General features: G+C 60.9%; 19 protein-coding genes. 16 read left to right on the forward strand and 3 right to left on the reverse strand.

What is annotated here, in order from left to right; genetic code table 11:
• The first annotated feature begins 14 nt into the window (after nucleotides 1–14).
• The 9 genes from EGO55_RS04995 (at nucleotide 15) to EGO55_RS05035 (ending at nucleotide 12633) form a co-directional block, all read left to right on the forward strand.
• Nucleotides 15–857: an alpha/beta fold hydrolase gene (locus EGO55_RS04995; protein WP_021691335.1), complete on the forward strand. Its 843-nt coding sequence runs from the start codon at nucleotides 15–17 to the stop codon at nucleotides 855–857.
• Nucleotides 850–1170: a non-heme iron oxygenase ferredoxin subunit gene (locus EGO55_RS05000; protein ID WP_021691334.1), complete on the forward strand. Its 321-nt coding sequence runs from the start codon at nucleotides 850–852 to the stop codon at nucleotides 1168–1170. Before EGO55_RS04995 ends, EGO55_RS05000 begins: the two co-directional genes overlap by 8 nt.
• Complete coding sequence (locus EGO55_RS05005) at nucleotides 1167–2735, forward strand: class I adenylate-forming enzyme family protein (RefSeq protein WP_021691333.1); 1569 nt, start codon at nucleotides 1167–1169, stop codon at nucleotides 2733–2735. Before EGO55_RS05000 ends, EGO55_RS05005 begins: the two co-directional genes overlap by 4 nt.
• A gap of 87 nt (nucleotides 2736–2822) precedes the next feature.
• The gene (locus tag EGO55_RS05010) at nucleotides 2823–5171 is read left to right on the forward strand and encodes a TonB-dependent receptor (RefSeq protein ID WP_021691332.1); all 2349 of its coding nucleotides are present in this window, start codon (nucleotides 2823–2825) and stop codon (nucleotides 5169–5171) included.
• 107 nt (nucleotides 5172–5278) lie between these two features.
• A complete protein-coding gene (locus EGO55_RS05015; protein WP_021691331.1) occupies nucleotides 5279–6451 on the forward strand; it encodes an acetyl-CoA C-acyltransferase in 1173 nt (390 codons plus the stop codon).
• Between the two features lie 326 nt (nucleotides 6452–6777).
• Complete coding sequence (locus tag EGO55_RS05020) at nucleotides 6778–9129, forward strand: TonB-dependent receptor (RefSeq protein WP_021691330.1); 2352 nt, start codon at nucleotides 6778–6780, stop codon at nucleotides 9127–9129.
• Between the two features lie 99 nt (nucleotides 9130–9228).
• A complete protein-coding gene (locus EGO55_RS05025) occupies nucleotides 9229–10317 on the forward strand; it encodes a helix-turn-helix transcriptional regulator (RefSeq protein ID WP_021691329.1) in 1089 nt (362 codons plus the stop codon).
• 108 nt (nucleotides 10318–10425) lie between these two features.
• Nucleotides 10426–10983 (forward strand): hypothetical protein, encoded by a 558-nt coding sequence (locus tag EGO55_RS05030; protein ID WP_021691328.1) that lies wholly within the window; start codon nucleotides 10426–10428, stop codon nucleotides 10981–10983.
• A 21-nt stretch (nucleotides 10984–11004) separates the two neighbouring features.
• Nucleotides 11005–12633 (forward strand): GMC family oxidoreductase, encoded by a 1629-nt coding sequence (locus EGO55_RS05035; protein ID WP_021691327.1) that lies wholly within the window; start codon nucleotides 11005–11007, stop codon nucleotides 12631–12633.
• Nucleotides 12634–12702: 69 nt separating this feature from the next.
• On the opposite strand, the gene EGO55_RS05040 is transcribed toward EGO55_RS05035, so the two are convergent.
• The 3 genes from EGO55_RS05040 to EGO55_RS05050 are packed head-to-tail and all read right to left on the reverse strand — an operon-like array spanning nucleotide 12703 to nucleotide 15176.
• Nucleotides 12703–14070 (reverse strand): sensor histidine kinase, encoded by a 1368-nt coding sequence (locus EGO55_RS05040; protein WP_084620282.1) that lies wholly within the window; start codon nucleotides 14068–14070, stop codon nucleotides 12703–12705.
• A 6-nt stretch (nucleotides 14071–14076) separates the two neighbouring features.
• On the reverse strand, nucleotides 14077–14763 hold the full coding sequence (locus EGO55_RS05045) for a winged helix-turn-helix domain-containing protein (protein WP_021691325.1): 687 nt from the start codon (nucleotides 14761–14763) through the stop codon (nucleotides 14077–14079).
• Nucleotides 14760–15176, reverse strand: coding sequence for a PDZ domain-containing protein (locus EGO55_RS05050; RefSeq protein ID WP_021691324.1), 417 nt, complete (start codon nucleotides 15174–15176; stop codon nucleotides 14760–14762). The genes EGO55_RS05045 and EGO55_RS05050 overlap by 4 nt, the downstream gene beginning before the upstream one ends.
• Before the next feature lie 721 nt (nucleotides 15177–15897).
• Between EGO55_RS05050 and EGO55_RS05055 the strand changes: the two genes are divergently transcribed.
• The 7 genes from EGO55_RS05055 to EGO55_RS05085 all read left to right on the forward strand — a co-directional run bounded on the left by EGO55_RS05055 (nucleotide 15898) and on the right by EGO55_RS05085 (nucleotide 23873).
• Nucleotides 15898–17325 (forward strand): virulence factor family protein, encoded by a 1428-nt coding sequence (locus EGO55_RS05055; RefSeq protein WP_040716920.1) that lies wholly within the window; start codon nucleotides 15898–15900, stop codon nucleotides 17323–17325.
• A complete protein-coding gene (locus tag EGO55_RS05060; protein WP_021691322.1) occupies nucleotides 17322–18104 on the forward strand; it encodes an AcvB/VirJ family lysyl-phosphatidylglycerol hydrolase in 783 nt (260 codons plus the stop codon). Before EGO55_RS05055 ends, EGO55_RS05060 begins: the two co-directional genes overlap by 4 nt.
• 34 nt (nucleotides 18105–18138) lie before the next feature.
• Entirely contained in the window at nucleotides 18139–18573 is a 435-nt protein-coding gene (locus tag EGO55_RS05065) for a DUF2147 domain-containing protein (protein WP_021691321.1), read from the forward strand.
• 23 nt (nucleotides 18574–18596) lie between these two features.
• Entirely contained in the window at nucleotides 18597–21197 is a 2601-nt protein-coding gene (gene mprF, locus EGO55_RS05070) for a bifunctional lysylphosphatidylglycerol flippase/synthetase MprF (RefSeq protein ID WP_021691320.1), read from the forward strand.
• A 34-nt stretch (nucleotides 21198–21231) separates the two neighbouring features.
• Nucleotides 21232–22836, forward strand: a complete 1605-nt coding sequence (locus EGO55_RS05075) for a SulP family inorganic anion transporter (RefSeq protein ID WP_021691319.1) — start codon at nucleotides 21232–21234, stop codon at nucleotides 22834–22836.
• Nucleotides 22833–23450: a ParB-like protein gene (locus EGO55_RS05080; RefSeq protein WP_021691318.1), complete on the forward strand. Its 618-nt coding sequence runs from the start codon at nucleotides 22833–22835 to the stop codon at nucleotides 23448–23450. Before EGO55_RS05075 ends, EGO55_RS05080 begins: the two co-directional genes overlap by 4 nt.
• Nucleotides 23451–23588: 138 nt before the next feature.
• Nucleotides 23589–23873, forward strand: coding sequence for a hypothetical protein (locus EGO55_RS05085; RefSeq protein WP_021691317.1), 285 nt, complete (start codon nucleotides 23589–23591; stop codon nucleotides 23871–23873).

Consider the following 23873-nt stretch of genomic DNA (forward strand, 5'->3'; position numbering starts at 1 on the left):
AGGGGAGAATAACAATGACCTCTCAATCCATGGGAACAGGCCGCTTGATCGATGTCGACGGCATCGGAACCTATGTGCAGGAAACCGGGTCGGGTCATCCGATCGTACTGATCCATGGCGCTGGCCCGGGTGCCACGGGCCAATCCAACTGGTCGCGCAATATCGAGGCGCTGGCGCGCGACTTCCATGTGATCGTCGTCGATCTGCCCGGGTTCGGACAATCGCAAAAGATGCAGATTCCCCCGGCATTCTTTGAATTTTACGGGCTGCACATCGGGAAACTGCTCGACGCCATGGGCATCGAGAAAGCGCATATGGTCGGCAACTCGCTAGGCGGCGGGGCTTCGATGATGCTGGCGCTGCGCCGTCCGGAAAAGGTTGGAAAACTGGTCCTGATGGGTTCGGGCGGGGGCTTCCCGGTGGCTTCGGTCATGCCGAGCACAGGTCTCAAAATGCTGACCGGCTTTTACGAAGCACCGGGCCCGTCGCGCGAACGGCTGGCCGCCTTCATTGGCGAAATGGTCTTCGACAAGGCCCTGATCACCGAACAGTTACTGGACGAACGGCTGCAGGCAGCCACCGCAGCCGACGTGGTCGCTTGTCCCCCGTTCGCTTTCCGCGACGGACGTCCGCCCATGCCGGACGACGTCTGGCGGGAACGTCTCGATCGTCTGCCACATCGCACGCTGATCGTCTGGGGCCGCGAAGACCGCGTGATGCCGCTCGACAACGGCTTCATCCTGATGAAGCAGATACCCGATGCCCGGATGCACGTGATGCCCAACTGCGGCCATTGGGCGCAGTGGGAGAAAGCCGACGAGTTCAACGCGCTGGTCAGGCAGTTCCTCCGTGACTGAGACCCGTATTTCTATCGGTCGCGCGGACGAATGGGCGGATGGCGACATCCATCGCATCGAAGGCGAACCGCCGATCGCCGTCTACAACGACGGCGGTACCTTCTACGCCACCACGGACTGGTGCACACACGACCGCGCCTCATTGGCGGAAGGATGGGTGGAAGACGGCGCCATAGTGTGCCCGTGGCATATGGCGAAGTTCTGCCTGCGCACGGGCAAGGCGCTAACTGCGCCCGCCTCGGTCGATCTGGAGTGCTTTCAGGTGACAGTGGAAGACAACGAAGTCTTCGTGGTGCGGAGCATGCCGTCATGATCGCGCTTCACCAACGGCTGGCATGGCTGGCGCAGGCCTATCCGAACGCACCGGCCATTGTCGATGCTGGCGGTACCGTGACATTCGCGCAGGCCCAAACTCTTGCGGATCGCATGGCGGCAGGGCTGATCCGGTCCGGGCTGAAACCGGGAGACCGCTTCCTCGTCCTCTCCGCCAACCGGCGCGAAAGCCTGCTGGCCTTTGTCGCGGCCTCGGCCACCGGCACGGTCTGCACACCTCTCAACACCCGGCTCGCCCCGGCGGAGCTGACCGAAATCGCCAGCGACGCGCGCCCAACCATCGCCCTCGCGGACGCCGATGGCGCAGCCAAGTTGGCCGCCAGTCAGGACCATGCGGGCGCCTTCGCCATCGTGGGGCTCGACGGCGGACCGGATGATGCCGGTAGTTTCGACAAGTGGGTCGCAGAGGGGCTCTCTGAAGAGTGCACCGATGCAGTGCCGGATTTTCAGGCCGATCCGCAGACGCCGCTATTCCAGCTTTACACCAGCGGTACGACCGGGCGGCCCAGCGGCATTGTCATCGCGCAAGGCGCATGGTCCGCACAGATCGAACAGTACCGTATGTCCCAGCCCTACGGCCCGGGTGACGGCGTGCTGGTCGTAACGCCCCTGTTTCACATCGCTGCGGCGATCACCGCCATTGCCGCGCTGGTCTCCGGCGCGCGGATCGAACTGCCCGACCGCTTCGATGCCGAACAGGTACTCGATGTGTTCATCGAAGGATCGATCGCGGGCACAATGATGGTTCCAGCCATGATTGACAGCATCGTTGCCGCAGCCGCCCGTCGGGGATTGGACCGGATCGCTGGGGTACGGCGCATCTGTTACGGCGCCTCGCCCATCACCGAAGGGCTGCTGCGCAACGCGCTCGATCTGTTCGGGTGCGATTTCATCCAGGGGTACGGGCTTACCGAAACCGCCGGAGTGGCCACCATCCTGATGCCCGCCGATCACCGGCTGGCGCTGGCGGGCCGGGCCGAATTGCTGCGTTCGGCCGGACGCCCGGTCATGGGCGCGGAAATACGGATCGCGCTGGAAGACGGCCGTATCGCTGCGGCCGGTGCTATTGGCGAAATCCAGATCAGCGGTCCCAATCTCTTTTCCGGTTACTACAACAATGCGGAGCGTACGGCCTCGGCCTGGACGGCCGATGGCTGGTTCCGGTCGGGTGACGCAGGCTATTGCGACGCCGACGGCTATGTCTTCGTGATAGACCGGATCAAGGATCTCGTCATTACGGGTGGCGAGAATGTGTTTCCGCAGGAAGTCGAACGCGTGATCGCGACCCATCCCGCTGTGGCAGAGGTGGTCGTTTACGGCGTGCCAGACGCGCGCTGGGGCGAAGCAGTCTCCGCCGCGCTGGTACTGAAGGATGGGCAGCGGTTCGATGAAACCGCAATGCGCGCTTTCGTCGATCACCGTCTCGCCCGGTTCAAGACGCCCCGGCACTACCGCGTCCTTCCCGAACTTCCGCGCAACGCCACCGGCAAGGTCCTGCGCAGGGAACTGGCCGGTACGCACCATGCAGAAGACGGCCCGCACTGACGGCCGGAGCGCATCCATCAATCGTGCCTGCCCATGGCGGGAACGCAATAACAACAAGATAAACATGGAGAATATATGATGAGGAGAGTGAAAGCCATTTGGGCCGGGTCCAGCGTTCTGCTGGCCGTGATCGCCAGCCCCGCGTTGGCGCAACAGACGGGCGCGCAAGCCACCGATGCCGGAACGGATAATACCGGCGTGGGCGATATCGTCGTCACTGCAAACCGGCGCTCCGAAAACCTGCAGAGGGTGCCGGTGACAGTGGCCGCACTGGGCGCAAGCGAACTGGCTGCGAAAGGTGTCAGCGACGCAACGGCGCTTAACGGCATTGTCCCGAACCTGCGGGTCAATTCGCCCTTTTCGGAAACACAGCCGAACTTCACAGTGCGCGGGATCGGCGTGGCCAACGAATTCAACCCGAACGCGCAATCACCGATTGGCGTCTATTTCGACGAAGTCTATCAGGGCTTCCGCGCCAGCCACGGGGCCGCGCTGTTCGATCTGGAACGGATCGAAGTGCTGAAGGGGCCGCAAGGCACGCTCTACGGGCGCAACACCACTGGCGGCGCGATCAATATCATCACGCGGCGCCCGGAACTGACCAGCGCGAACGGCTATCTCACCGTTGGTTATGGCAATTACAACCGCTTCAACCTGATGGCCGCAGCCGAAGCCACGCTGGTAGAGGACAAGCTGGGGGTGCGCGTGGCGCTGACCCGGCTTTCCCGCGACGGGGTCATTGAGAATGTGACCAAACGTTATGGCGCGACCAATCCTTATGTCGGGACCAAGGATTACGATTCGATCGACAGTTGGGCGGGCCGTGTGACCGTTCGCGCCAAGCCGACCGACACGCTGGACATGACGCTGCGCGCCTATTTCTCCGACCAGAAGCCGATCGGCACAAGCGGTGTGGTGGTCCAGCTTTCGCCTGGCGGCGCGGACATTTCGGGGCGCACGCTCCCCGGTCTCGGCAAGCGTGAATCCGCCGCGACGAACCAGGGCCGCTACAAGACCAAGTCATGGGGCCTCAGCCTGAAGACCGACTGGGATCTCGGCGATGTCGCGCTGACTTCGGTTACCGGTTACGATCACGGATCGCTGAACCAGCCGTTCGACTTCGACGGTTCGCCCAGCCTGCTCGGCCAATGGGACCCCAACACCGCCAAATTTGAATCCTTCGGGCAGGATCTGCATGCCACTTATGAAAGCGACGGTTTCAAGCTGATTGGCGGCGTCTATTACGGCTGGCAGGAAGTGAACCTGCTCAACCGGTACTTCTACCTTGGCGCCTTCAACGATCTGGCGGGTCCGGGCCAGTTCAACCCGGCTGGTCAGTTCTATCCGGGCTTTGCCCCCACAGCGATCGATGCGCGCCAACAGATGACGCAGTCGCAATGGACCTATGCCGCCTACCTCGAAGCCGAGATCAAGCTCGCCGAACGACTGAAGCTGACCGTGGGCGCCCGCCTGACACACGAAAAGGTGGAACTGACCGACTTCAGTTCGCTGTTGTACGACAGCAGCCGCAACCCGGTGCTCTACACCTATGCCTCCAGCGGGGCGAACAGCCTTGTCCCCGGTGCGCCGGTCCTGACCGGCATCGTCCCCGACATCGCGCGCAAGATCACCAAGCCGACAGGCCGTGCGATCCTGAGCTACGATGTGACCGACAGCGCGATGCTCTATGCCAGTTACAGCCGCGGCTACCGGTCGGGTTCGTTCAACGGCCAGTCGATTGTCCCTGTGCCGAACTTCGTGCCCGCTGAATTCGTCGATGCCGTGGAAGCCGGTTTCAAGGCACGCTTCTTCGACAACAATCTCCAGATCAACGGGGCGCTGTTCTATAACAAGTACAAGGGCCAGCAGGTTCAGGAAATCCAGAACGGCGCGGCCTTCCTCCGTTCCCTGAACGGGCGGATGTATGGCTTCGAGCTGGACGTGAAAGCACGGCCGCATCCGCGTGTGCGACTGGAAGCCTCAGTCGGCTATCTCAACACCCGTTACGATAGCGGCCAGTTCCTCGCACCGGGCGATCCGGCTGCTGCGGACCCGCGCGGTATTGCGCTGGGCGGCAACGCCTTCCCCTTCGCCCCGCAGTGGACAGCCAGCTTTTCGCCTACCTTCACGCTTCTTGAATTCGACGAATCCAGCCTGTCACTTCAGGGCGACGTGACCTACGTGTCGCAGCAGTATTTCGATCCGTTCAACAACCGGCAGGCCGCCGGGCCGCTGCGCAACGGCCAGAGCGGCTATGCCCTCACCAATGCCAGCCTGCGATACGAAGCCAAGGCGTTCAGCGCCTCGTTCTGGGTGCGCAACATGTTCAACAAATACTACAACGCCTACGGCCTCAACATCGAAAGCTTCGGGTTCGACTTCTTCACGCCCGGCGCCCCGCGCACATACGGCGTGGAAGCCACCGTTCGCTTCTGACGTCCTCTCCCTGCCCCTTCGCCCGCGGCTTCGGCTGCAGGCGGAGGGGCTCCTTTCTTTTTCTCGTTCCGTTCGACCCGGAACACACGATCCCCAGGAGATTCACCATGCGTGAGGCTGTTATCGTTTCCACTGCACGCACGCCTATCGGACGGGCCTATCGCGGCGCGTTCAATGCGCTACCTTCTCCGTCGTTGGCTGCCCATGCTATCCGCGCGGCGGTGGAACGCGCCGGGATTGCACCGGAAACGATCGACGACGTGGTGCTAGGCGCAGGCCTGCCACAAGGCGTGCAAAGCGCGGTTGGCCGCACGGCCGCCTTACGGGCTGGTCTGCCGGTCAGCGTGGCTGGCGTCACAGTCGACCGCCAGTGCGCATCGGGCCTGATGGCCATCGGCATGGCGGCCCGGCAAGTCATCGTGGACCGGATGGACGTAGTGGTCGCTGGCGGCGTGGAGTCGGTCTCGCTGGTCCAGACGCCAGACCTGCGCAACGGCACCGATCCCGAACTGCTGGCGATGGCGCCGGATGTCTATATGCCAATGCTCCAGACGGCTGAAGTGGTTGCCCGGCGCTATGGAATCTCACGCGAACGACAGGACGAATATGCGCTGCGTTCGCAGCAACGCACCGCGCAGGCGCAGGATGCGGGCGCTTTCGACGTCGAAATCGTGCCGGTCACTACAACGATGGCGGTGCAGGATCGCGCCACTGGCGAGATAGAGATGCGCTCTGTCACGATTGCCCGGGACGAAGGCAACCGGCCGGAAACGACGGCCGAAGGCCTTGCCGCGCTGAAGCCGGTGGTCGATGGTGGGGTGATCACGGCAGGCAACGCCTCGCAGCTTTCCGATGGCGCTTCGGCTTGCGTGATCATGGAAGCCCGCGATGCCGAACGGCGCGGCTTGCAGCCACTCGGTCGTTACGTCGGCATCGCTGTGGCAGGCACGGAACCGGACGAAATGGGTATCGGACCGGTGGTTGCGGTGCCCAAACTCCTCCACCGCTTCGGGCTGGATATAGACGACATCGATCTTTGGGAACTGAACGAAGCCTTTGCCGTCCAGGTCCTTCATTGTCGCGACACGCTGGGCATCCCGGATGATCGCCTGAACGTCAACGGTGGGGCGATTTCGGTCGGGCACCCCTATGGCATGTCGGGCGCACGCATGGTCGGTCACGCGCTGATCGAAGGCCGCAAACGCGGCGCACGTTACGTCGTGGTGACCATGTGCGTCGGTGGCGGCATGGGTGCTGCCGGGCTGTTCGAGGTGCTGTGAAAGGCAACATCGAACAGGTGCATGTTCGCCGGGACGACCGGCACTGTCGGACACGCGCCCTTCCCCTCTCCACCGCGCCCCTGTTGGCAAGGCCCGCGCCATTCCCATAGAGCGTGTTGACCCTGCGCCGCATTGCCGATCTGCCGCGCACCGCAGATCGGCCACAGACTGATAACGCGTTGCTGGCCCATGCCAATTTCCGCCCGGTTTTTGGACCATTCGCGCCGTGCCCCCTCCCCGGATGTATCGATAAGTTCTGTCTTCAGATTTGGGGCATCCTTATCGTCGGCGCCAGTTCGGCCGGATGGCCTCGCTGGAGAGGGTACATGGCGAAACGAAAGCAACTTGTTTACTTGGCGGGCGCAGCACTCGGCGTAGTTTGGGGCGCGCCATTGATAGCGGCAACGCCGGATGACGGCGGCGACAATCCGGCCGAAGCGCGGCTTTCGGAAATCATCGTGACCGCGCAAAAGCGCGAACAGCGGCTGCAGGATGTGCCGATCGCGATTTCCGCGATCGGATCGGATTATCTCAAAGCCCGCGATATCAGCTCAATTGAGGCACTTGGCGCGATCGCCCCCAATGTGAAAATCGAACGGTCCCCCACAAACAAGACCGTATCCCAAATTGCCATGCGCGGTTCGGTCACGGTGAACCCGTCGGTCCTGTTCGAGCCTGCGGTGGGCCTTTATGTCGACGGGGTTTATATCGCCAAGGCGCAAGGTTCGATCTTCGACATCGCCGATCTCGAACGGGTGGAGGTTTTGCGTGGTCCGCAAGGAACGCTCTATGGACGCAATACCCTGGCTGGCGCGATCAATCTGGTGACGAAGAAGCCATCCGGTGAATTGGGCGGCTCTTTCGAGGCAACGTATGGCAATTACGATTTCCGGCGGCTCAAGGGCACAATCGATCTGCCAGCGTTCGGCATCGTATCGGTCAAGCTGTCGGGGCAGGTTCAGAAGCGCGACGGCTTCATCGATGTGATCGAAAACCCTTACCCGCAGGCATTTCTGGCGCGTCCGCGTTCCGTCAGGGATACGAGCGATCTGAATTCCCACAGCATGCTGGCGCAAGTGCGTATCCGTCCCTCCGACACACTGACCATCGATTATGCCTTCGACTACAGCCGCTACAAGCAAAGACCCGATTTCGCCCAGCTTTACGGATTCAATCGCAACGGGCTGCCGCAGGATATCTTCGATCCCAATTCGCCGGGCTATCCCTTCGCGGGCGCGTTCTTTCCGCTCAACCTCTATGACCGGACGAAGCGGCAGAGCAAGGCCAGCCTGGATGCCGATCTGCTGTACGAGAAGCTGCGCACGCGCGGCCATGCCCTGACTGTGGAACTCGATCTGGGCGGGGCCACACTGAAATCGATCACGGCCTTCCGCAAGATGCGCTTTGAGGATGGGCTGGATCTCGATGGTTCGCCGCTTCCCGTCGGCGCTACCCAGCGCGACACCCATTATCGTTCCTTCAGCCAGGAACTACAGCTGACCGGGTCCCTGTTTGCCGACCGCCTGAAATACGTAGTGGGTGGTTACTATTTCCGCGACAAGGGCGAAACACTGGGGCCGCAATCGTTCTTTGCCGGGGCGACCAGTTTTCAGGCTGATTATGGACAGCATACGCGGGCCAAGGCGCTTTATGCCCAGCTCGATTTCGAACCGAGCGACGGCCTGCTGCTGAGCGGTGGCCTGCGTTACAACCACGAACGCAAGGATGTCAGCCGCCTGCTTGTCGCAAGCCCCAATACCCCGGGCGCGCTGACACTGATCGACATCGATTACGGCGATGTGCCCGATGCGGTTTACAAAAGCCTGAGCCCGTCTTTCGCCATCCGTTACGACCTGACTCCAACAGTCAACGTCTATGCGCGCTATGCCAGAGGGTTCAAATCGGGCGGCTTCAACGGCGAAACGAACGAACTTGTCGCACCCTCACCCGCCTGCCCGTCTGGAGCAATCGAACTGTGTCAGCCCTATCGTCCGGAAAAGGTCGACAGTTATGAAGTGGGCTTCAAGACAACGCTGCTGGACCGGCGGCTGCAGCTTAACCTCGCCGCGTTCTGGGACGAGCACAAGGATATCCAGCTTTCCGTGTTCCGCGGCAGCGGGGCGCTGTCGCTGGCCGTGCTCAATGCGGCATCGTCGCGCATACGCGGTGTCGAAGTGGAATTCGTGGCCCAGCCCGTATCGGCGCTTACTATCAGCGGATCGTTCGCCTGGCTGGATTCGAAGTACAAGCGCTTCCTCGATGCAGGCGTCGATGTGTCGCGCAATCGCGCCTTTCCGCATGCCCCCCGCTATTCCGCCTCCGCATCGGTTGATTGGCGCGTGGTGGAAGGCGACTGGGGCAAGATCAATCTGATTGGCGACCTCAGCTATGTGGATCGGTATTTTACCTATCCCTATGCCCTGTCGGCACCCCCTTCGACGACGCAGGTCGCGGGCAATACGCGCGCGCCATCACGCACGGTGGTGAACCTGCGCGGGGTGGTATCGGACATTCCGCTGGGCGGGGTGAAAGGGGAACTGTCCCTGTGGGTGCGCAATCTCTTCAAGCAGGACAACCCCGCCAACTTCATTGATTTCGGGCCGAGCTTCGGGGGCATGACACTGGCATTCTTCCCCGATCCCCGTACCTTCGGCGCAACTCTGGGCGTTCGATTCTGAGTCGTTTCTGGCTGAAAGAAGGCAAGATGGTATCTCGCCTCCCGATATCGGCTTATGATCGTTGAGCAAAAAGCGGAGCATTCGGTCCGGGAGAAGAGGATGTCGCGACATAAGCACGTCGTCAGCGTCAACAACGGTAACGGCCCAACCAGCATGATTGTGGCCATGCTTGATTGCGTGTCCGAGATCAGCGGCGAACCGGACAAGCTGCTCCGCGATGCGGGCGTCGACTACAGTTTCGCCGCGCTCAAGGAAGGGCGGGTGCAGGATATCGCACTGGATTCCTTCATCGCGGCCAATCGCGCATGCAATGCGCGTCTGCGCGAGTTTCTGCGGCATTCGCAGGGGCCGCAGATGACGGAAGACCAGTTCACCCTGCTTTGTCGTTGTCTCATCGGATGTGCGGACCTGCGTGAGGTTATTGTCACCACATCCAGCTTTTTCGCCATGTTTGGGGGCGCTTTGGGTGCCTTTCGGCCCGTGTTCGAACCATCCGGGGTCACTCTGTTCATCGAACCGCGACGGCACGGGCCGACCGATCCATCCTTCATGATCGATGCGTTCGGCACCGCAGTTCTGCAACTTCTGTTCGGCTGGCTGATCGGGCGATCCCTGACGCTTGAACGGGTGGAATTCGCCTATCCCGCAAATGTCCGGACAGGTTTCGGCGTCGGGCTGTTCTCCTGCCCGGTGGTCTTCGACAGGCCGTACAACATCATGGCATTTGATGCGTCCTATCTGGAAGCGCCGGTCGTGCGTTCGGCGCAGGATATGCGCGCTTTGCTGCAAACGTTCCCCTATGATCTGATGCTGGGGAAGAACCGCGAAACGTCGCTTGCGGAACAGATCTATGCCATGATGGTCAATGTCCACGCCTGCGAACGCCAGTTACCCAGCGCGGAGCAGGTTGCGCGGTTGTTCGGCGTGTCGGGCTGGACACTGCGTCGCCGACTAGCCGAGGAAGGCACTGGCTTTTCCGAAATACGCAGGCGCTGCCAGTTCAATCTCGCCACCGATTTGCTTCGCCGCCCGGACCTGACGATCGATCGCATCGCAGAGATTTCCAATTTCAGCGATGCCAACGCATTTCGTCGCGCTTTCCAGCAATGGGCCGGACGATCACCCAGTGCGTTTCGGCGGGATCTTGCCGCCGGCAATATCGAAGCGCTGTCCCTGCTCAGGATTTGACGCGGTCTTTCACCATTTGCGCCCTCCATGCAAAACCGGGGGAGCAATAGAGTTGCTCGCATAGCAGCCGTCCGGATTGGAAGCCGGCTGCCGGGAAAGGAGCATCTCGTGAGCGACCACAATAGTCTGGGCAAGATTGCCTACGCCGGAGCAACCACAGCCGCGAAAGCGTGGGAGGAAAATCTGCGTTCCAGCCCCGTATTCCCGCACGAGGAAGTCGAGGCAGCATTTCAGGATTATGTGCACCGGGCGAATATCGACGATTGGGAATACTACGCCGATCTGTTTACCGATCCCTGCATTTACATCGACCATCATTTCGGCACAGTTCGCAGCCCGAGGGAACTTTCCGACTGGATGGTGCCGCTGATGAAAACGCAACCCGAAATGCGTTTCATTCCGGGCTGGCACGTGATCCACGGCAATATGGTGATCAACTATAACTGGAATCGCTGGCCCAATCCCGAAGGCAGCGCGGTTCCTTATGACGAATGGCGCAGTCCCGGCCCCGTTTCGGATTACCGTTTCCAGTTTCCTTGCATCACCATGTGCATCTACGCAGGCAAGGGCAAGTTCTGCTTCGAAGAGGATATCTACAGCCCGGCTGCCTATCTCGAGATTCGCAGTCAGTGGCGGCAGGCCATGGGTATGGACGATGCCGATTGATCTGCGGCGCGAGGCGGGCCGATGGGTGATCGGGGGGATGCATACGACTATGTCATAGTCGGAGGGGGATCGGCGGGCTGCGTCCTGGCGGCGAGGCTGAGTGCATGCCGGGATGTCCGGGTGCTTCTGCTGGAAGCCGGAGGGCCGGATCGCAGCCCGCTGATCCATATCCCTGCGGCGGCCTATCTCCTGTTTGGCCGGGCAAAGGCGAACTGGACTTATCAGACCGACGCACAGACCGGATTGGACGGGCGTGTGTTGACCGAGATTCGGGGGCGCACGCTGGGGGGGACCAGCGCCATCAACGGCATGCTCTACTGCAGGGGGGAAGCCGCCGATTACGATGGTTGGGCGGCAGGCGGCGCCCCGGGCTGGTCCTATGCCGACGTCTTGCCCTATTTCCTGCGTTCTGAAGCCCACCTGACAGACACCGGACCTTTTCACGGACGCACTGGGCCGCTGAAAGTAACCCGGGCAGAAGTGTCCAACCCCCTGGCCCGACGCTGGCTTGAGGCCGCGCAGCAGGCCGGCTTCAACTACAATCCCGATATCAACGGTGCACAGCGGCTGGGGGTGGGGCCAACGGACTGGACTTGTGCGCATGGCAGGCGAATGAGCGCGGCCATCGCCTTTCTCCGCGAAACGCGTCGACGGCCAAACCTGACCATCAGGACCGGTGCCATGGCGTCGCGCATCGTCGTGGAACGCGGCCGGGCACGCGGGGTCATCTATCGCTGGAACGGGGGAATGCACCACGCCACATGCGATCGTGAAGTGCTGCTTTCGGCAGGGGCGATACAGTCCCCGCAGCTTCTCATGCTATCAGGTATCGGGTCCGCCGATCATTTGCGGTCGCTGGATATCGATCCTCTGATCGACTTGCCGGGCGTGGGGCAAAACTATCACGATCACGTCGGTGTTTCCGTTCTGACGACAGTCCGGGGGACCGATTCCGCTTACCGCCATTTCTCGCCGTTGAACGCGGTCAGGGCAGGCGTGCAATATGCGTTCGGCCGCCGCGGATTGCTCGCACAGCCACCCGTAGAAGCCGTCGGCGTCTTTGAATCCGGGGAAGCTCCCGAAATCGGACCGGATCTGAAATTCTCGTTCATTCCGATCATGGTTCGTCCTACGGAAGGGGTTATGCGGGGCCATGGCATGATGACGCGGGTGTGCATGACCAAGCCCGCCAGTCGAGGGGCTATACGCCTGCGTTCATCCGCACCGGAAGCCCATCCGGCAATCGATGCACGCTATCTGGCGGAAGAGAGCGACGTCCGCCGCACTCTGGCCGGAATCCGCATTGCGCGCGCGATATTTGCGCAAACAGCATTCGATCCTGTACGCGGAGAAGAACTGGCGCCGGGACCGGAAGCAAACAGCAACGCCGCCCTCGACCGCTTTCTGCGCTGGACGGCGGAACCGGATTTTCATGGGGCCGGAAGCTGTAAAATGGGCAACGATAGCCTGTCCGTGGTCGATGAACGGCTGAACGTGCGCGGCGTAGAAGGGCTACGCATTGTCGACGCCTCCATCATGCCGACCGTGCCAAGCGGCAATACCAATGCACCTGTCATGATGGTGGCGGAACGCGCAGCGGAGTGGATCGCCGGGCGCGATGACGAAAGGACGGCCACGCGCCGCCCCTGAAACCCGGCTGCGCAAGAGCCAGGCCATGGGTGCATTTGCGCGGCATGGAGCGTAGGTTTTCGTGTTCAACTAGATGTCGTGCTGCAACGAGAGCGCCACGCAGAGACCGGGGGCATTGTCGGAAAGGGCAATTCCACCATTGTGCAGGCGGGCAACGGCTTCAACCAGCGCAAGGCCCAACCCCGATCCAGCAATATGCCGTGCCGGGTCCAGACGACCGAAGCGTTTGAGTGCTTCTTCATGTCTGTCCGCCGGTATGCCGGGCCCGTTATCCGCCACAGTCAGCACCACCTGCCCAGCGCTGACAGACGCTCCCAGGACGATCCGGTTGCCATTCTCAGCATACTTCAAAGCATTTTCGATCAGGTTCCCGATCGCCTGGCTGACAAATTCGCGGTGCAGACGCGTGCGAATTGGCCCTCGGACATCTGTTTGCAAAGTGAAACCCATGTCTTCGGCAAGCGGCCCGTATATCTCGACAAGATCGTCAAGCAGAGCGGCGACGTCGATTTCCGCGAAACGGTCACGCCCGATACCGGATTCCGCGCGGCTGATCTGAAGCGCCGTCGACAGCATCCCAAGCAGGGTCTCCACTTCTGCGGACACACGTTCCAATGTGGAGAGGGTCGCCGTATCGCGCGTATCGACAATGGCCCGTTCGATCAGCGATTTCATCCGCGTGACCGGAGACCGCAAGTCGTGCGCCAATCCATCGGTGAGCAGGCGCAGCTGCGAAACCAGCGCTTCGATACGGTCCAGCATCGCGTTGATGGACCGGCCAAGTGCATCGAAAGCGTCCCCGCTGCCATCCGTAACGACGCGTTCCGACAGCGTACCGTCGCCCACCATATTGGCTGTGGCAGCCACAGTCTGTATTTTCCGCGATATCAGACGCCCCATGATCAACGCACCCAGCAAGGACATCGCAAGGCCTGCCAGCAAGGCCAGAAGGATGGCTTCGCGGTTCACCCGTACCAATCGCAGATTGGCTTCGATCACATGGCCCGTCAGCAAACGGCTGCCATCTGGCAAGCGCATTGCCACAACCCCCATCCTCTCGGGGCGTTCACCGTCCGTGCGATAGAGGTCTATGGAACGCCAGTCTGCCCGTGGCGCAATAACGGTGGGCCACGCGCCGAGATTGCCCGCAATCGGTTTCCCGTCGGGCCGCGCGTAAAGGATAACTTCCGCGCCGCCGTGGGTTGTTTCCAGTCGGGCTTCGATAATCTGGCGCAGTTCGGGTTCCCCCCCGGCGTGCCAGGCCGCCATCAGTTCATCCTGCAATTCACGGACGAGTTCATGCTGTTCCGCATCCAGCACGCGCTTGCTGGCTTGCTGCACGAACAGGAGAACGCCGCCTGTCACTGCAAATTGCAGCATAAACGCCAGCACGATGAACCGTGCTGTGGTCGAACGCGGCAAGGAGAGCCAGCGCATCAAAACTCAGGCAGTTGCGCCGAGCCGGTAGCCCGCGCCCCGAACCGTATGGAGCAGTGGCCGCTCCGCCCCTTCATCAAGCTTGCGCCGCAAACGGCTAATATGCACATCGATCACATTGGTGCCGGGATCAAAATGATAATCCCATACCCCTTCCAGCAACATGGTGCGGGTCACCACTTCATCGACATGCCGCAACAGATATTCGAGCAGGCGAAACTCACGCGGTTGCAACTCGACGGACTTGCCCCCTCGGCGTACCTTGCGCGACAGAAGATCCATTTCCAGATCTTCACAAGCCAATGTCGTGACAACCTGAACACCGCTTCCCCGCTTGCGCATCAACAGATGCACGCGGGCAAGAAGTTCCGCAAAAGCGAATGGTTTGATCAGGTAATCGTCAGCTCCCGCCGTCAACCCCGCCACCCGGTCATCGGGGGTGCCCAGCGCTGAAAGAATGATGACCGGCGTTTCAATCCCTGCCGCGCGCAAAGCGGCAAGCACCGCCATTCCATCCATCGCTGGCAGCATGCGATCGAGTACAATGGCATCATACGCACCGTCAGTGGCCAGAAACAGGCCGTCGCGCCCGTTGCTGGCCCTATCGATGGCAAAACCTTCCTCACCTAATCCTCTGGCAATATAGCTGGCCGTTGCTTCGTCATCCTCAATGATCAGCAATTTCCGGCTCATGCGCTATCTCCATCACGGTCCAAAAGAATATTGCGCGCATGCCGATCATGTACAATCCGCAATCGCACTTCATCTGCCTTGTCATGCATGAGGTAGGAACGCGCCTGCTCGATCGAAAGCCCGCGCACGTTATCGATGGCAACGATAACATCACCCACGACCAAACCGCTTTCATCCGCCTGACTGCCCGAACGAATACTGGTTATGACGAACCCCCGGTCGCGCGGCAGCGCAGCTTCGATAGTGATGCCCGGCAAGAACTTCCTTGAATCCGGGTAAGCAGCCATACGATCAAGCCATGCTTTGCCCAGCGGTGATCCTACCAGTGCGATGGCACCAACGGGAACGAGCAGAAACAGCGCCAGCCAGGGGATGAGGCCATGCCTGCCGATTGCTTTGGCAATGGTACCCATCCTGATTCCTGTCGCGTTGATGGCGGGGGCACCGCCCGGTGCCCCCGCAGGTGACCGCCATCAGCCTGGACGCTTGGTTGGCCCGTTGTCGTGCTTCATTGCGGGTGCTGTTGCGGGCTTGGCGGCGACACGCCGATGCGCGGCCTTCTTGTGGCGCATTGCGGTATGTCTTGCCGACTTCGCCCTGTGCTTGCGATGGTGCACCTTGTGCGTAGCGCGATGCTTCGCAGAAAGTGGGGTCTTGGCCTGGACCGCCGCACTGTGATGGGCAGCTGCAGGTGCCGCTGTCGCTACAGGTGCTGCCGGTGCCGCGTTGGCAACCGTTGCACCTGCTCCGAGTGCGATCGAGGCAAGAAGTAAAAGTGACTTCTTCATAGCTAAATCCTTCAGCATGAGGCGAAGGGATCTGACCGAAATTGGCTTCCGATCGCCGCTTGTCAGGATCGCTCCGATACCCGCCCACCTCAACTTAACTTTTGGCCATGTGCATGCCATAAAATCCCATTCAATTCTGTTCGAAATACATATATATCATTGATTTATTTTGATAAATATTCCAAATTCGAGCCAGAGGGCAAGATGAAAGATCGGTCATGATCGCCGGACACCCCGGGCAAAATGTCCGGTTTGTAATGCCATCGTCATCCGCCCGATAATCTGCTGCTGGTACACATTCCAATACTGTCAAAGCAGGCCTATGCCGTCACAGCGGGAGATCGTCATGCAAAGGGTGTCGCTTGGATTGGGCGGGCTCATGATGGGGGTTCTTCTCGCCCTTGCGACTGTCCCCCATGCAAAAAGTGCTGCTCATGACGTATCCGTCACGGCACTGACGCCTGATGCGCGCGAACAGCGCATAAAATTGGCCGGAATTGGCAATAGCTCTGCCTATCTCCCCACCGGCACCATCCGTGGCACCATGCTGTTTCTCTCTGACGAGCAGGGATGGACATCCGACACGGCGCGCCTTGCCCGCAAACTTTCCGACAACGGCTTTGCGGTTGCGGGTATCCCGACCCCCATATTTCGCAAGGCGTTTTACGCTGGCAAAGGCTGCGCCAACCCCAACTATTTGCTGACTACGATTGCCAAGGATTTCGAACACAAACTGGGCTTTGCGCATTATGACAAGCCTGCCGTGATCGGAGCTGGCACCGGGGCCGCGCTGGTCTATGGGGCATTGGCGGAAGCGCAGCCCAATATCTATCGCGGGGGCATCACGCTGGGATTATCCCCTACCGTATTGGGGGCAAAGCCCTGGTGCGCAGCCGACGGCCTGACACTGTCGCGAACGTACGACGCAACGATGGCCCCGGGGTGGCGGTTTTCCCCGCCTGCCTCCCTCCCCATTCCGCTGGTCGCCCTTGAAAACCCGGCACAAAGCGCGGCAGTGGCCCGCTTTCTCGCCCAGGCTCCGCAGGCAAAAACGGTTGTCCTTCAGCCAAACGAAAGCTGGATCACCGCGCTGACGCCGCGGATTTCCCCTTGGTTTGACACAGCCTCGCCAGCCGAACCGGGCGGTCGCTCGCTCTCTGACTTGCCCATCGCGCTGAGCACAGATCCCGCCGCACCTCCCGGGAAAACCATGGCTATCCTCTATTCCGGCGATGGCGGTTGGGCCGGTATCGATCGCGACATCGCCGCCGCCCTCGCCGCGAGAGGCGTTCCCAGCGTGGGCGTGGACAGTCTTGCCTATTTCTGGACTGCGCGAACGCCACAGGAGGCAGGCCACGATCTCGACCGGCTGATCACCCATTACAGTGCACTCTGGCACAAACCCCGGGTGGTGCTGATCGGTTATTCCTTCGGCGCCGACGATCTGGCTTACATTGTCGGCACCCTGCCCCCGGACGCGCGTGCGCGGATATCCCGCGTCAGTTTTCTGGGGTTGAGCCCAACGGCGGACTTTCAGTTCCATCTGGCCTCATGGCTCGACATCGCAGGTGCCGACGCCTTGCCCACAGCACCCGCTATCGCGAAACTGCGGGGTCTTCCCATGCAGTGCGTGCGCGGCACTGAAGAAAGCGACAGCGCCTGCCCGTCGCTCCCTGCCACGCTGGCAGAACAGGACATATTGCCGGGCGGCCACCATTTCGATGGCAACACGACGCTGGTCGCATCCACGATATTGCAGGGACTGCGCTTGTGAAACACTGGATCAAACGCGCGCTGGCGACAGGCGCCGTGCTGGCAATCGGCTTTTTGCTGTGGCTTGGCCATATCGGGTATTTCGGCGGCCCGGTGTTCCTGGAAATGCCAGCAGTCGAAAAACGCAGCCCTACCCCTCCCGCTGTCGCGGTCATATTCTCGGGCGATATGGGCTTTCGCATCGGCATGGGGCCGCAGATTGCCCGACGCTTCGTGCACGACGGCGTCCCGGTTCTGGGGGTCAGTTCACTGGTCTATTTCCGACATGAACGGACCCCGGCGGAAGTGCGCGCCCTGATTACCGAAGCCTCGAGAAAAGCGCTGGCCTTTTCCCATGCCGAACGGCTGATCCTGATAGGCCAATCATTCGGCGCCGATATGCTGCATGTCGGCATTACCGACCTGCCGCCAGACCTGCGCAAGAAAGTACAAATGGTCGGTCTGGTCGTTCCGGGCCAAACCGTGATCTATCGCGCATCCCCATCGGAACTGTTCAATTGGGCAACCCCCGATGCGCAGGCCCTGCCCACCGCAGCGCAGCTCACCTGGGCGCCGGTCGTGTGCATACAGGGCATCGATGAGACCGACAGCCTTTGTCCGCAATTGACGCAGCCCAACGTCAAACACATCGCCCTTCCTGGCGGCCATCCACTGCACCGTGATGCCGATAAACTCTATGCCACGCTACGTGCGGAAATGGCCGCGACAAACCCGCATCTTATCAACATTACAAAAAGTTCGGTTCCGCGCCACGTCACCAGCATTCACGGCGGCGCATAAGGGAATCTTCATCACCCCGGCCCGGAGAGTCATCATGATCCGTAAACAATTCACCTGGGCTTTGGCAGCACTGGCATTGTTGCCATTAACCACACAGGCCCAGACACGCCCGCCCCAGACACATCCGGCCACCCAACCGGAAGCAATTGGAACCTGGAGCAATCCTCTTGGCACCGTGAAAGTAAAAACCGGCGATTGCGCAGGCAATCTGTGCGGCTGGGTGGTCTGGGCCGCCCCGCAAGCCATCGCCGACGCCCGCGACAGCGGCGTAACCCGCCTGGTGGGTACCGAACTGCTCAAAAACTATCGCAGCACCGGGCCAGGCCAATATCAGGGCCGGGTCTACGTGCCCGACATGGGCCGCACGTTTTTCTCCACAATAAAACAGAATGATGTCAATAGTATGCGGATCAGCGGGTGCATTCTTGGCGGTCTGATTTGCAAATCCCAGGAATGGCATCGCGCCTGAAACCGTACGAAAGACGGGAAAGCATGGAAAAACTCCTGCACAGACACCGCAAATGGCTGGAAGCACTGGCGGTAGCGTGCGTCGCCGTTCTCGGGCTGGTTGCCCTGCATGCCCTTATCCAGGAAGTGCACATACGCGACATCAAGGCCGCCCTCCACGCACTCGACACTTGGCGGATCGCGGCTGCGCTGGGGCTGACAGCGCTCAGCTATTTTCTGCTCACCTTGTATGATGTCCTCGCCCTGCGGATCATCGACAGGCCGCTCCCTTATCGCACGGCGGCATTAGCCTCGCTCACCAGCTATACGCTGAGTCACAATCTCGGGTTCTCCCTCCTGACAGGTGGTTCCGCCCGTTATCGGATTTACACCGCAGCCGGACTGATGCCCGCAGACATTGTCCGGGTTATTGCCGCTGCCAGCATGACATTCTGGAGCGGGGTCATCATGATGGCAGGGATCGCCCTGCTGGCCCACCCTGCGCTGATGCACCTCGGCCCACTGACCCTGACGCCGGTCATGCAGCGCATGATCGGCGTCGCGCTTCTGACCGGCCTGGCAGGCCTCGCCATGCTGCTTCACGTCCGCAAAGGGATCATACAAATCTGGCACTGGCATGTTCCCCGGCCCAGCGCCAAACAAGCGATGATGCAGCCTGTTCTGGCCGCGCTTGATCTCGCTGCCGCCAGCGCCGCTCTGTATTTTCTGGTACCGGGTGCATCGGCAGACCAGTTCCCGCTCTTTTTCCTCGGCTACGCGCTGGCCATGGTCACGGCATTGCTGACCCACGTACCGGGCGGTATCGGCGTGTTCGAAGCGGTCATGGTGGCCGCACTTCCCGGCGTCGATCACGCACAGTTGCTGGCCGCCCTCATTCTGTACCGGTTGATCTATTATATCCTGCCGCTGCTCGTTGCCGCGACCGCATTGGCTATCCACGAGCATCGCCGTCTACGGCAGTCACGGCTGGCGCGACTGGGAACCGCCACTCTGGGGGCTGCGAGTATGATCACGCGGGGTATCGCCCCCCTGTTCCTGTCCATCATGGTCTTTCTTGGCGGGGTGGTTTTGCTGGTATCGGGCTCGCTGCCCGCCATACCGGACCGGCTCCACATGCTGCGCCATATTCTGCCGCTGCCCTTTGTCGAAGCTTCGCACATAGCCGCCAGTCTTGTGGGCACAGGTCTGCTGCTACTGGCACCGGGGCTGTACCGCCGCCTCGACGCAGCCTTTCTGCTGACCCGAACCTTGCTTATATCCGGGGCAATATTCTCCTTATTCAAAGGCTTCGACTACGAAGAAGCGATCATCCTTTCGGGTATGGCAGGGGTATTGCAGCTTGCGCGCCCTGCATTTTACCGTCGCACCGCTCTGACATCGGCTCTGGGCAACCCCGGTTCCATCGCAGCGATCGCCAGTTTTGTCGCGCTGGCCATATGGCTGGGTTTCTTTGCCTATCGCCATGTCAGCTATCAGCAAGATTTGTGGTGGCAGTTTACCTGGAACGGCAATGCCTCCCGGTTTTTGCGGGCCACTTTCGCGATCGCCGTAGCCTTGCTCTGTGTCAGCGTGATGCGCCTGTTCGGCCATGCCCAACCTCCTGCCGCAACGCCCGGAGACATGGCAATCAAAGCCTGCGAACCGGCATTACAACATGCCTCGCGAACGGATGCCTTTCTCGCCCTGACAGGCGACAAGCGCTTCCTGCGTTCCGCCTCAGGCGATGCGCTCCTGATGTATCAGGTTCAGGGCCAGAGCTGGATTGTCATGGGCGATCCCATCGGGCCGCAAGGCGAATGGCCCGATCTGCTGTGGCGGATCCGGGAAATGGCCGATGCCGCTCAGGGGCGGCTGCTGCTCTATCAGATCGGCAAGGAAGTGATGCCGCTGGCGGTGGACCTCGGCCTGCAGTTGATCAAATATGGCGAGGAAGCCAAAGTAGCCCTGCCGGACTTTTCGCTGGACAGGCCCGAACTGAAATCGCTCCGCTATGCCGAACGCCGGGCCATGCGTGAAGGCGCGAGTTTCGCGATCATCCCCTCCGCCCAAGTTCGCCAACATCTCCCCGAATTACGCGCGCTTTCAGACAGTTGGCTGAAAGCGAAAGCCCAATCGGAAAAGGCCTTCTCGATCGGCCGTTTCGATCCGCACTATCTGATGCAGTTCGATTGCGCCACGGTCTTGTACGAAGGACGCATCGTGGCCTTTGCCAATATCTGGGCAACACCCAACCGGCAGGAATTGTCTGTCGATCTCATGCGCCATGCCGAAACCATGCCTTATGGCACGATGGATTTCCTGTTCGCGCATCTGATGCAATGGGGGCAGCAGCAGGGTTACCAGTGGTTCAATCTCGGCCTCGCGCCGCTTTCGGGAATCGAAGCCCGTCGCCTTGCCCCTATCTGGGCGCGCATCGGCGGCCTGCTCTATCGTCACGGCGATGCAATTTACAGTTTCGAAGGGCTGCGCGCTTACAAGGACAAGTTCGCCCCGGAATGGGAAGCGCGTTATATTGCCGCACCTTATGGCCTGGGCATGTTCCGGGCCCTGCTTGATCTGCAAACACTGGTAGGCGGCGGTAGAATGAGTGTGGCAACCCCAAAAAAGCTGGCGCTGGTCGCATGAGGCGCCATCGCGCCTTCGCCTGCAACAGTATCCCATGAAGCGTGGCGATCTGATAGCGGGCCTGTCTGTCGCCGGGCTCATGCTGCCGGAAGCCGTCGCCTATTCCGCTATTGCCGGTCTGCCTGCCCAACATGCCATTTTCACCGCAATTGCCGGGGCGGCCATGTACGCATTCGTCGGGGGCAGCCGCTTTGCGATCGTTTCCCCCACATCGTCATCCGCCACGATCCTTGCCGCAATGATCGGCATGACCGCAGCGGATGATGCGACCAAAGCCATGTTCGCGGCAATAACGACGTTTTTTGTCGGTCTGATATTTGTGATTGCCGGGTTGCTCCGGCTTGGCGGGTTGACCTCTTTCGTTTCCCGACCGGTCCTGCGCGGCTTTGCCCTGGGACTGGCCGTTACGATCATCATCAAGCAATTGCCGATTATTGCCGGGATCGACCTTGGCCACGGTACCATCTGGCATATTCTCACCGGGCTTGCCGTCCAACTTCCCCATTGGAACTGGGCCAGCGTCATTATTGGCTTTCTCGCGTTGGCCGCGCTGCTGATGCTGAGACGCATTCCGGCGGTTCCGGGAACCATCTGCGTCCTTGTGACCGGCATCGCGGCATCACTGGTGCTTGACCTGCCGGCCAGGGGTGTTGCCACCGTCGGCATGATCTCTCTTTCCGTCCAGTGGCCCGACCTCTCCGGCATAACGCCGCGCGATGCGGAAACGCTTCTCGAACTGACCTTGCCGTTGCTGCTGGTGTTGCTCGCGGAAAGCTGGGGCACCATGCGGACACTCGCCTTGCAGCATAACGACACGCTCGATGCCGATCACGAATTGCGCGCGTTGGGGTGGAGCAATCTGGCCGCTTCGCTGGTGCAGGGTATGCCGGTCGGTGCCGGATTTTCCGCCGGGTCAGCCAGCGAGGCAGCAGGCGCGCAGACCCGCATGGTCGGCCTGATCGCTGCAGCGGGGATGCTGGTTCTTATCGCGGCGGGTAACCCGATTATTGCGCATCTGCCGCAACCGGTCCTCGCTGCCGTGGTGATCGCGGCGCTGACGCATGCGCTCAACCCTGCCCCCATTGTACGGCTGAAACTGCTACGTGCCGATTTCATTGCCGCGATCGGCGCCATTGCGGGTGTGCTGCTGTTCGGAGTTCTGAACGGCATGTTGCTGGCCATTGTGGGATCGCTGATCCTTTTGATCCACCGTCTTTCCTCACCGCAACTGATGCGTCTGGGCCGACTGGGCTCCCATGATTTTGTCGATATCGCCCGACATCCCGAAGCCCTGCTGCCCACCGATGTCATGGTGTGGAGGCCCTCGGAACCGCTCTTTTTCGGCAATGCCGAACGGATGTTCGCGCAGGTCAACGCCCGCCAGATGCAGCAGCCCGCCATAAAGGCCGTGGTGGTCAGCCTTGAAGAGAGCTTCAGTCTCGACAGCAGCGCGCTCGATGCCCTCACCGAATGCGATACCCAATTGGCCACCCGCGGCGTGCGTCTGTACCTCGCGCGGGTCAGCGACACGATCCGCGACCTGTTGTTGGCCAGCGGGAAACACGATCTTGCAAAACGCTGCGCCTATAGCGTCGATGACGCTGTGGCTGCCGCACAGGACATGGAGAACACGACATGAGCGTTACGCCAGAACCAGTGCTTCACCCGGTCAAACTGGTGGATATCAGGCCTACGCAAATGACCGTCGGCATGGGCGAAGTTCTGCGAAAAAGGGCCTCATGGCGTGAGGGCGCCGACAAGGACAAGGCAGAGTATTTGGGCCGCCATATGATACCCGTGGTCATAGGCCCGAAACAGCGATATCACATGATCGATCATCACCATCTGGCCCGCGCCCTTTATGAAGAAGGGACGAAGCACGTGCTGGTGCTGGTCAAAGCCAATCTGCACCATCTGTCGCACAGTGCCTTCGAAACATATATGGACAACCGCAACTGGCTTCATCCCTATGACGCGGAAGGCCAGCGTTGCGCCTATAGCGACATTCCCAAACATATCGGGAAACTGGCCGATGACCCCTATCGCACGCTGGCCGGCGCCTTGCGCGAAGTGGGTGGCTACGCAAAGTCGGACACCCCCTATGCCGAATTTCTCTGGGCCGATTTTCTCCGCCGGAAGATTACCCGCAGCATGGTCAGGAAAGCGTTTGAGGAAGCCACGGCCAAGGCGCTGATGCTCGCCCGTTCATCGGAAGCGGATTATCTCCCCGGATGGGCCGGCTATCACCACTGACGCATTGTTGCGTTGCGGTTTCCGGCCCCGCAACATTACCGGAGTTTAAGCGACGCTCCACCAACAGGATAAGGTCACGGCACTAAAAGGGACCTGTGACGAGGAGTGGCCCCGCCACCTGAGGAAAGGACCCTTTACATGAACAAGCTGATCCGCATTTCCACCGCTGCTCTTCTGGCGATTTCGGCACTTGGCGCCGCCAGCATGCCCGCCAATGCCGCGGCTTGCCGGGATGCCCATGGGCGTTTCGCCAAGTGCCCCGTCAGCGCCACCGCACCAGCAAAGACAGCCAAGACAACCCGGGCCTCGCACAAGGTCGCCGCCAAGAAGGCTTCCCCTTCGAAGCAAGCAGCTGCTGCCAGCGTCAAGGCGGCTCCGGCAACAACCAAGACGCCAGCAAAGGCTCCCGCTCACAAGGGCTGA

Source organism: Caenibius tardaugens NBRC 16725, assembly GCF_003860345.1.
In the GTDB taxonomy this organism is placed as follows: Bacteria; Pseudomonadota; Alphaproteobacteria; order Sphingomonadales; family Sphingomonadaceae; genus Caenibius; species Caenibius tardaugens.

Excerpts from the sequence above, each read along its gene's own strand:
- EGO55_RS05055 (WP_040716920.1), top strand. The coding sequence starts at position 15,898 with ATGCAAAGGGTGTCGCTTGGATTGGGCGGGCTCATGATGGGGGTTCTT.
- EGO55_RS05020 (WP_021691330.1), top strand. The coding sequence starts at position 6,778 with ATGGCGAAACGAAAGCAACTTGTTTACTTGGCGGGCGCAGCACTCGGC.
- EGO55_RS05025 (WP_021691329.1), top strand. The coding sequence starts at position 9,229 with ATGTCGCGACATAAGCACGTCGTCAGCGTCAACAACGGTAACGGCCCA.
- mprF (WP_021691320.1), top strand. The coding sequence starts at position 18,597 with ATGGAAAAACTCCTGCACAGACACCGCAAATGGCTGGAAGCACTGGCG.
- EGO55_RS05080 (WP_021691318.1), top strand. The coding sequence starts at position 22,833 with ATGAGCGTTACGCCAGAACCAGTGCTTCACCCGGTCAAACTGGTGGAT.
- EGO55_RS04995 (WP_021691335.1), top strand. The coding sequence starts at position 15 with ATGACCTCTCAATCCATGGGAACAGGCCGCTTGATCGATGTCGACGGC.
- EGO55_RS05050 (WP_021691324.1), bottom strand. The coding sequence starts at position 15,176 with ATGGGTACCATTGCCAAAGCAATCGGCAGGCATGGCCTCATCCCCTGG.
- EGO55_RS05045 (WP_021691325.1), bottom strand. The coding sequence starts at position 14,763 with ATGAGCCGGAAATTGCTGATCATTGAGGATGACGAAGCAACGGCCAGC.
- EGO55_RS05065 (WP_021691321.1), top strand. The coding sequence starts at position 18,139 with ATGATCCGTAAACAATTCACCTGGGCTTTGGCAGCACTGGCATTGTTG.
- EGO55_RS05075 (WP_021691319.1), top strand. The coding sequence starts at position 21,232 with ATGAAGCGTGGCGATCTGATAGCGGGCCTGTCTGTCGCCGGGCTCATG.
- EGO55_RS05005 (WP_021691333.1), top strand. The coding sequence starts at position 1,167 with ATGATCGCGCTTCACCAACGGCTGGCATGGCTGGCGCAGGCCTATCCG.
- EGO55_RS05040 (WP_084620282.1), bottom strand. The coding sequence starts at position 14,070 with ATGCGCTGGCTCTCCTTGCCGCGTTCGACCACAGCACGGTTCATCGTG.
- EGO55_RS05035 (WP_021691327.1), top strand. The coding sequence starts at position 11,005 with ATGGGTGATCGGGGGGATGCATACGACTATGTCATAGTCGGAGGGGGA.
- EGO55_RS05085 (WP_021691317.1), top strand. The coding sequence starts at position 23,589 with ATGAACAAGCTGATCCGCATTTCCACCGCTGCTCTTCTGGCGATTTCG.
- EGO55_RS05015 (WP_021691331.1), top strand. The coding sequence starts at position 5,279 with ATGCGTGAGGCTGTTATCGTTTCCACTGCACGCACGCCTATCGGACGG.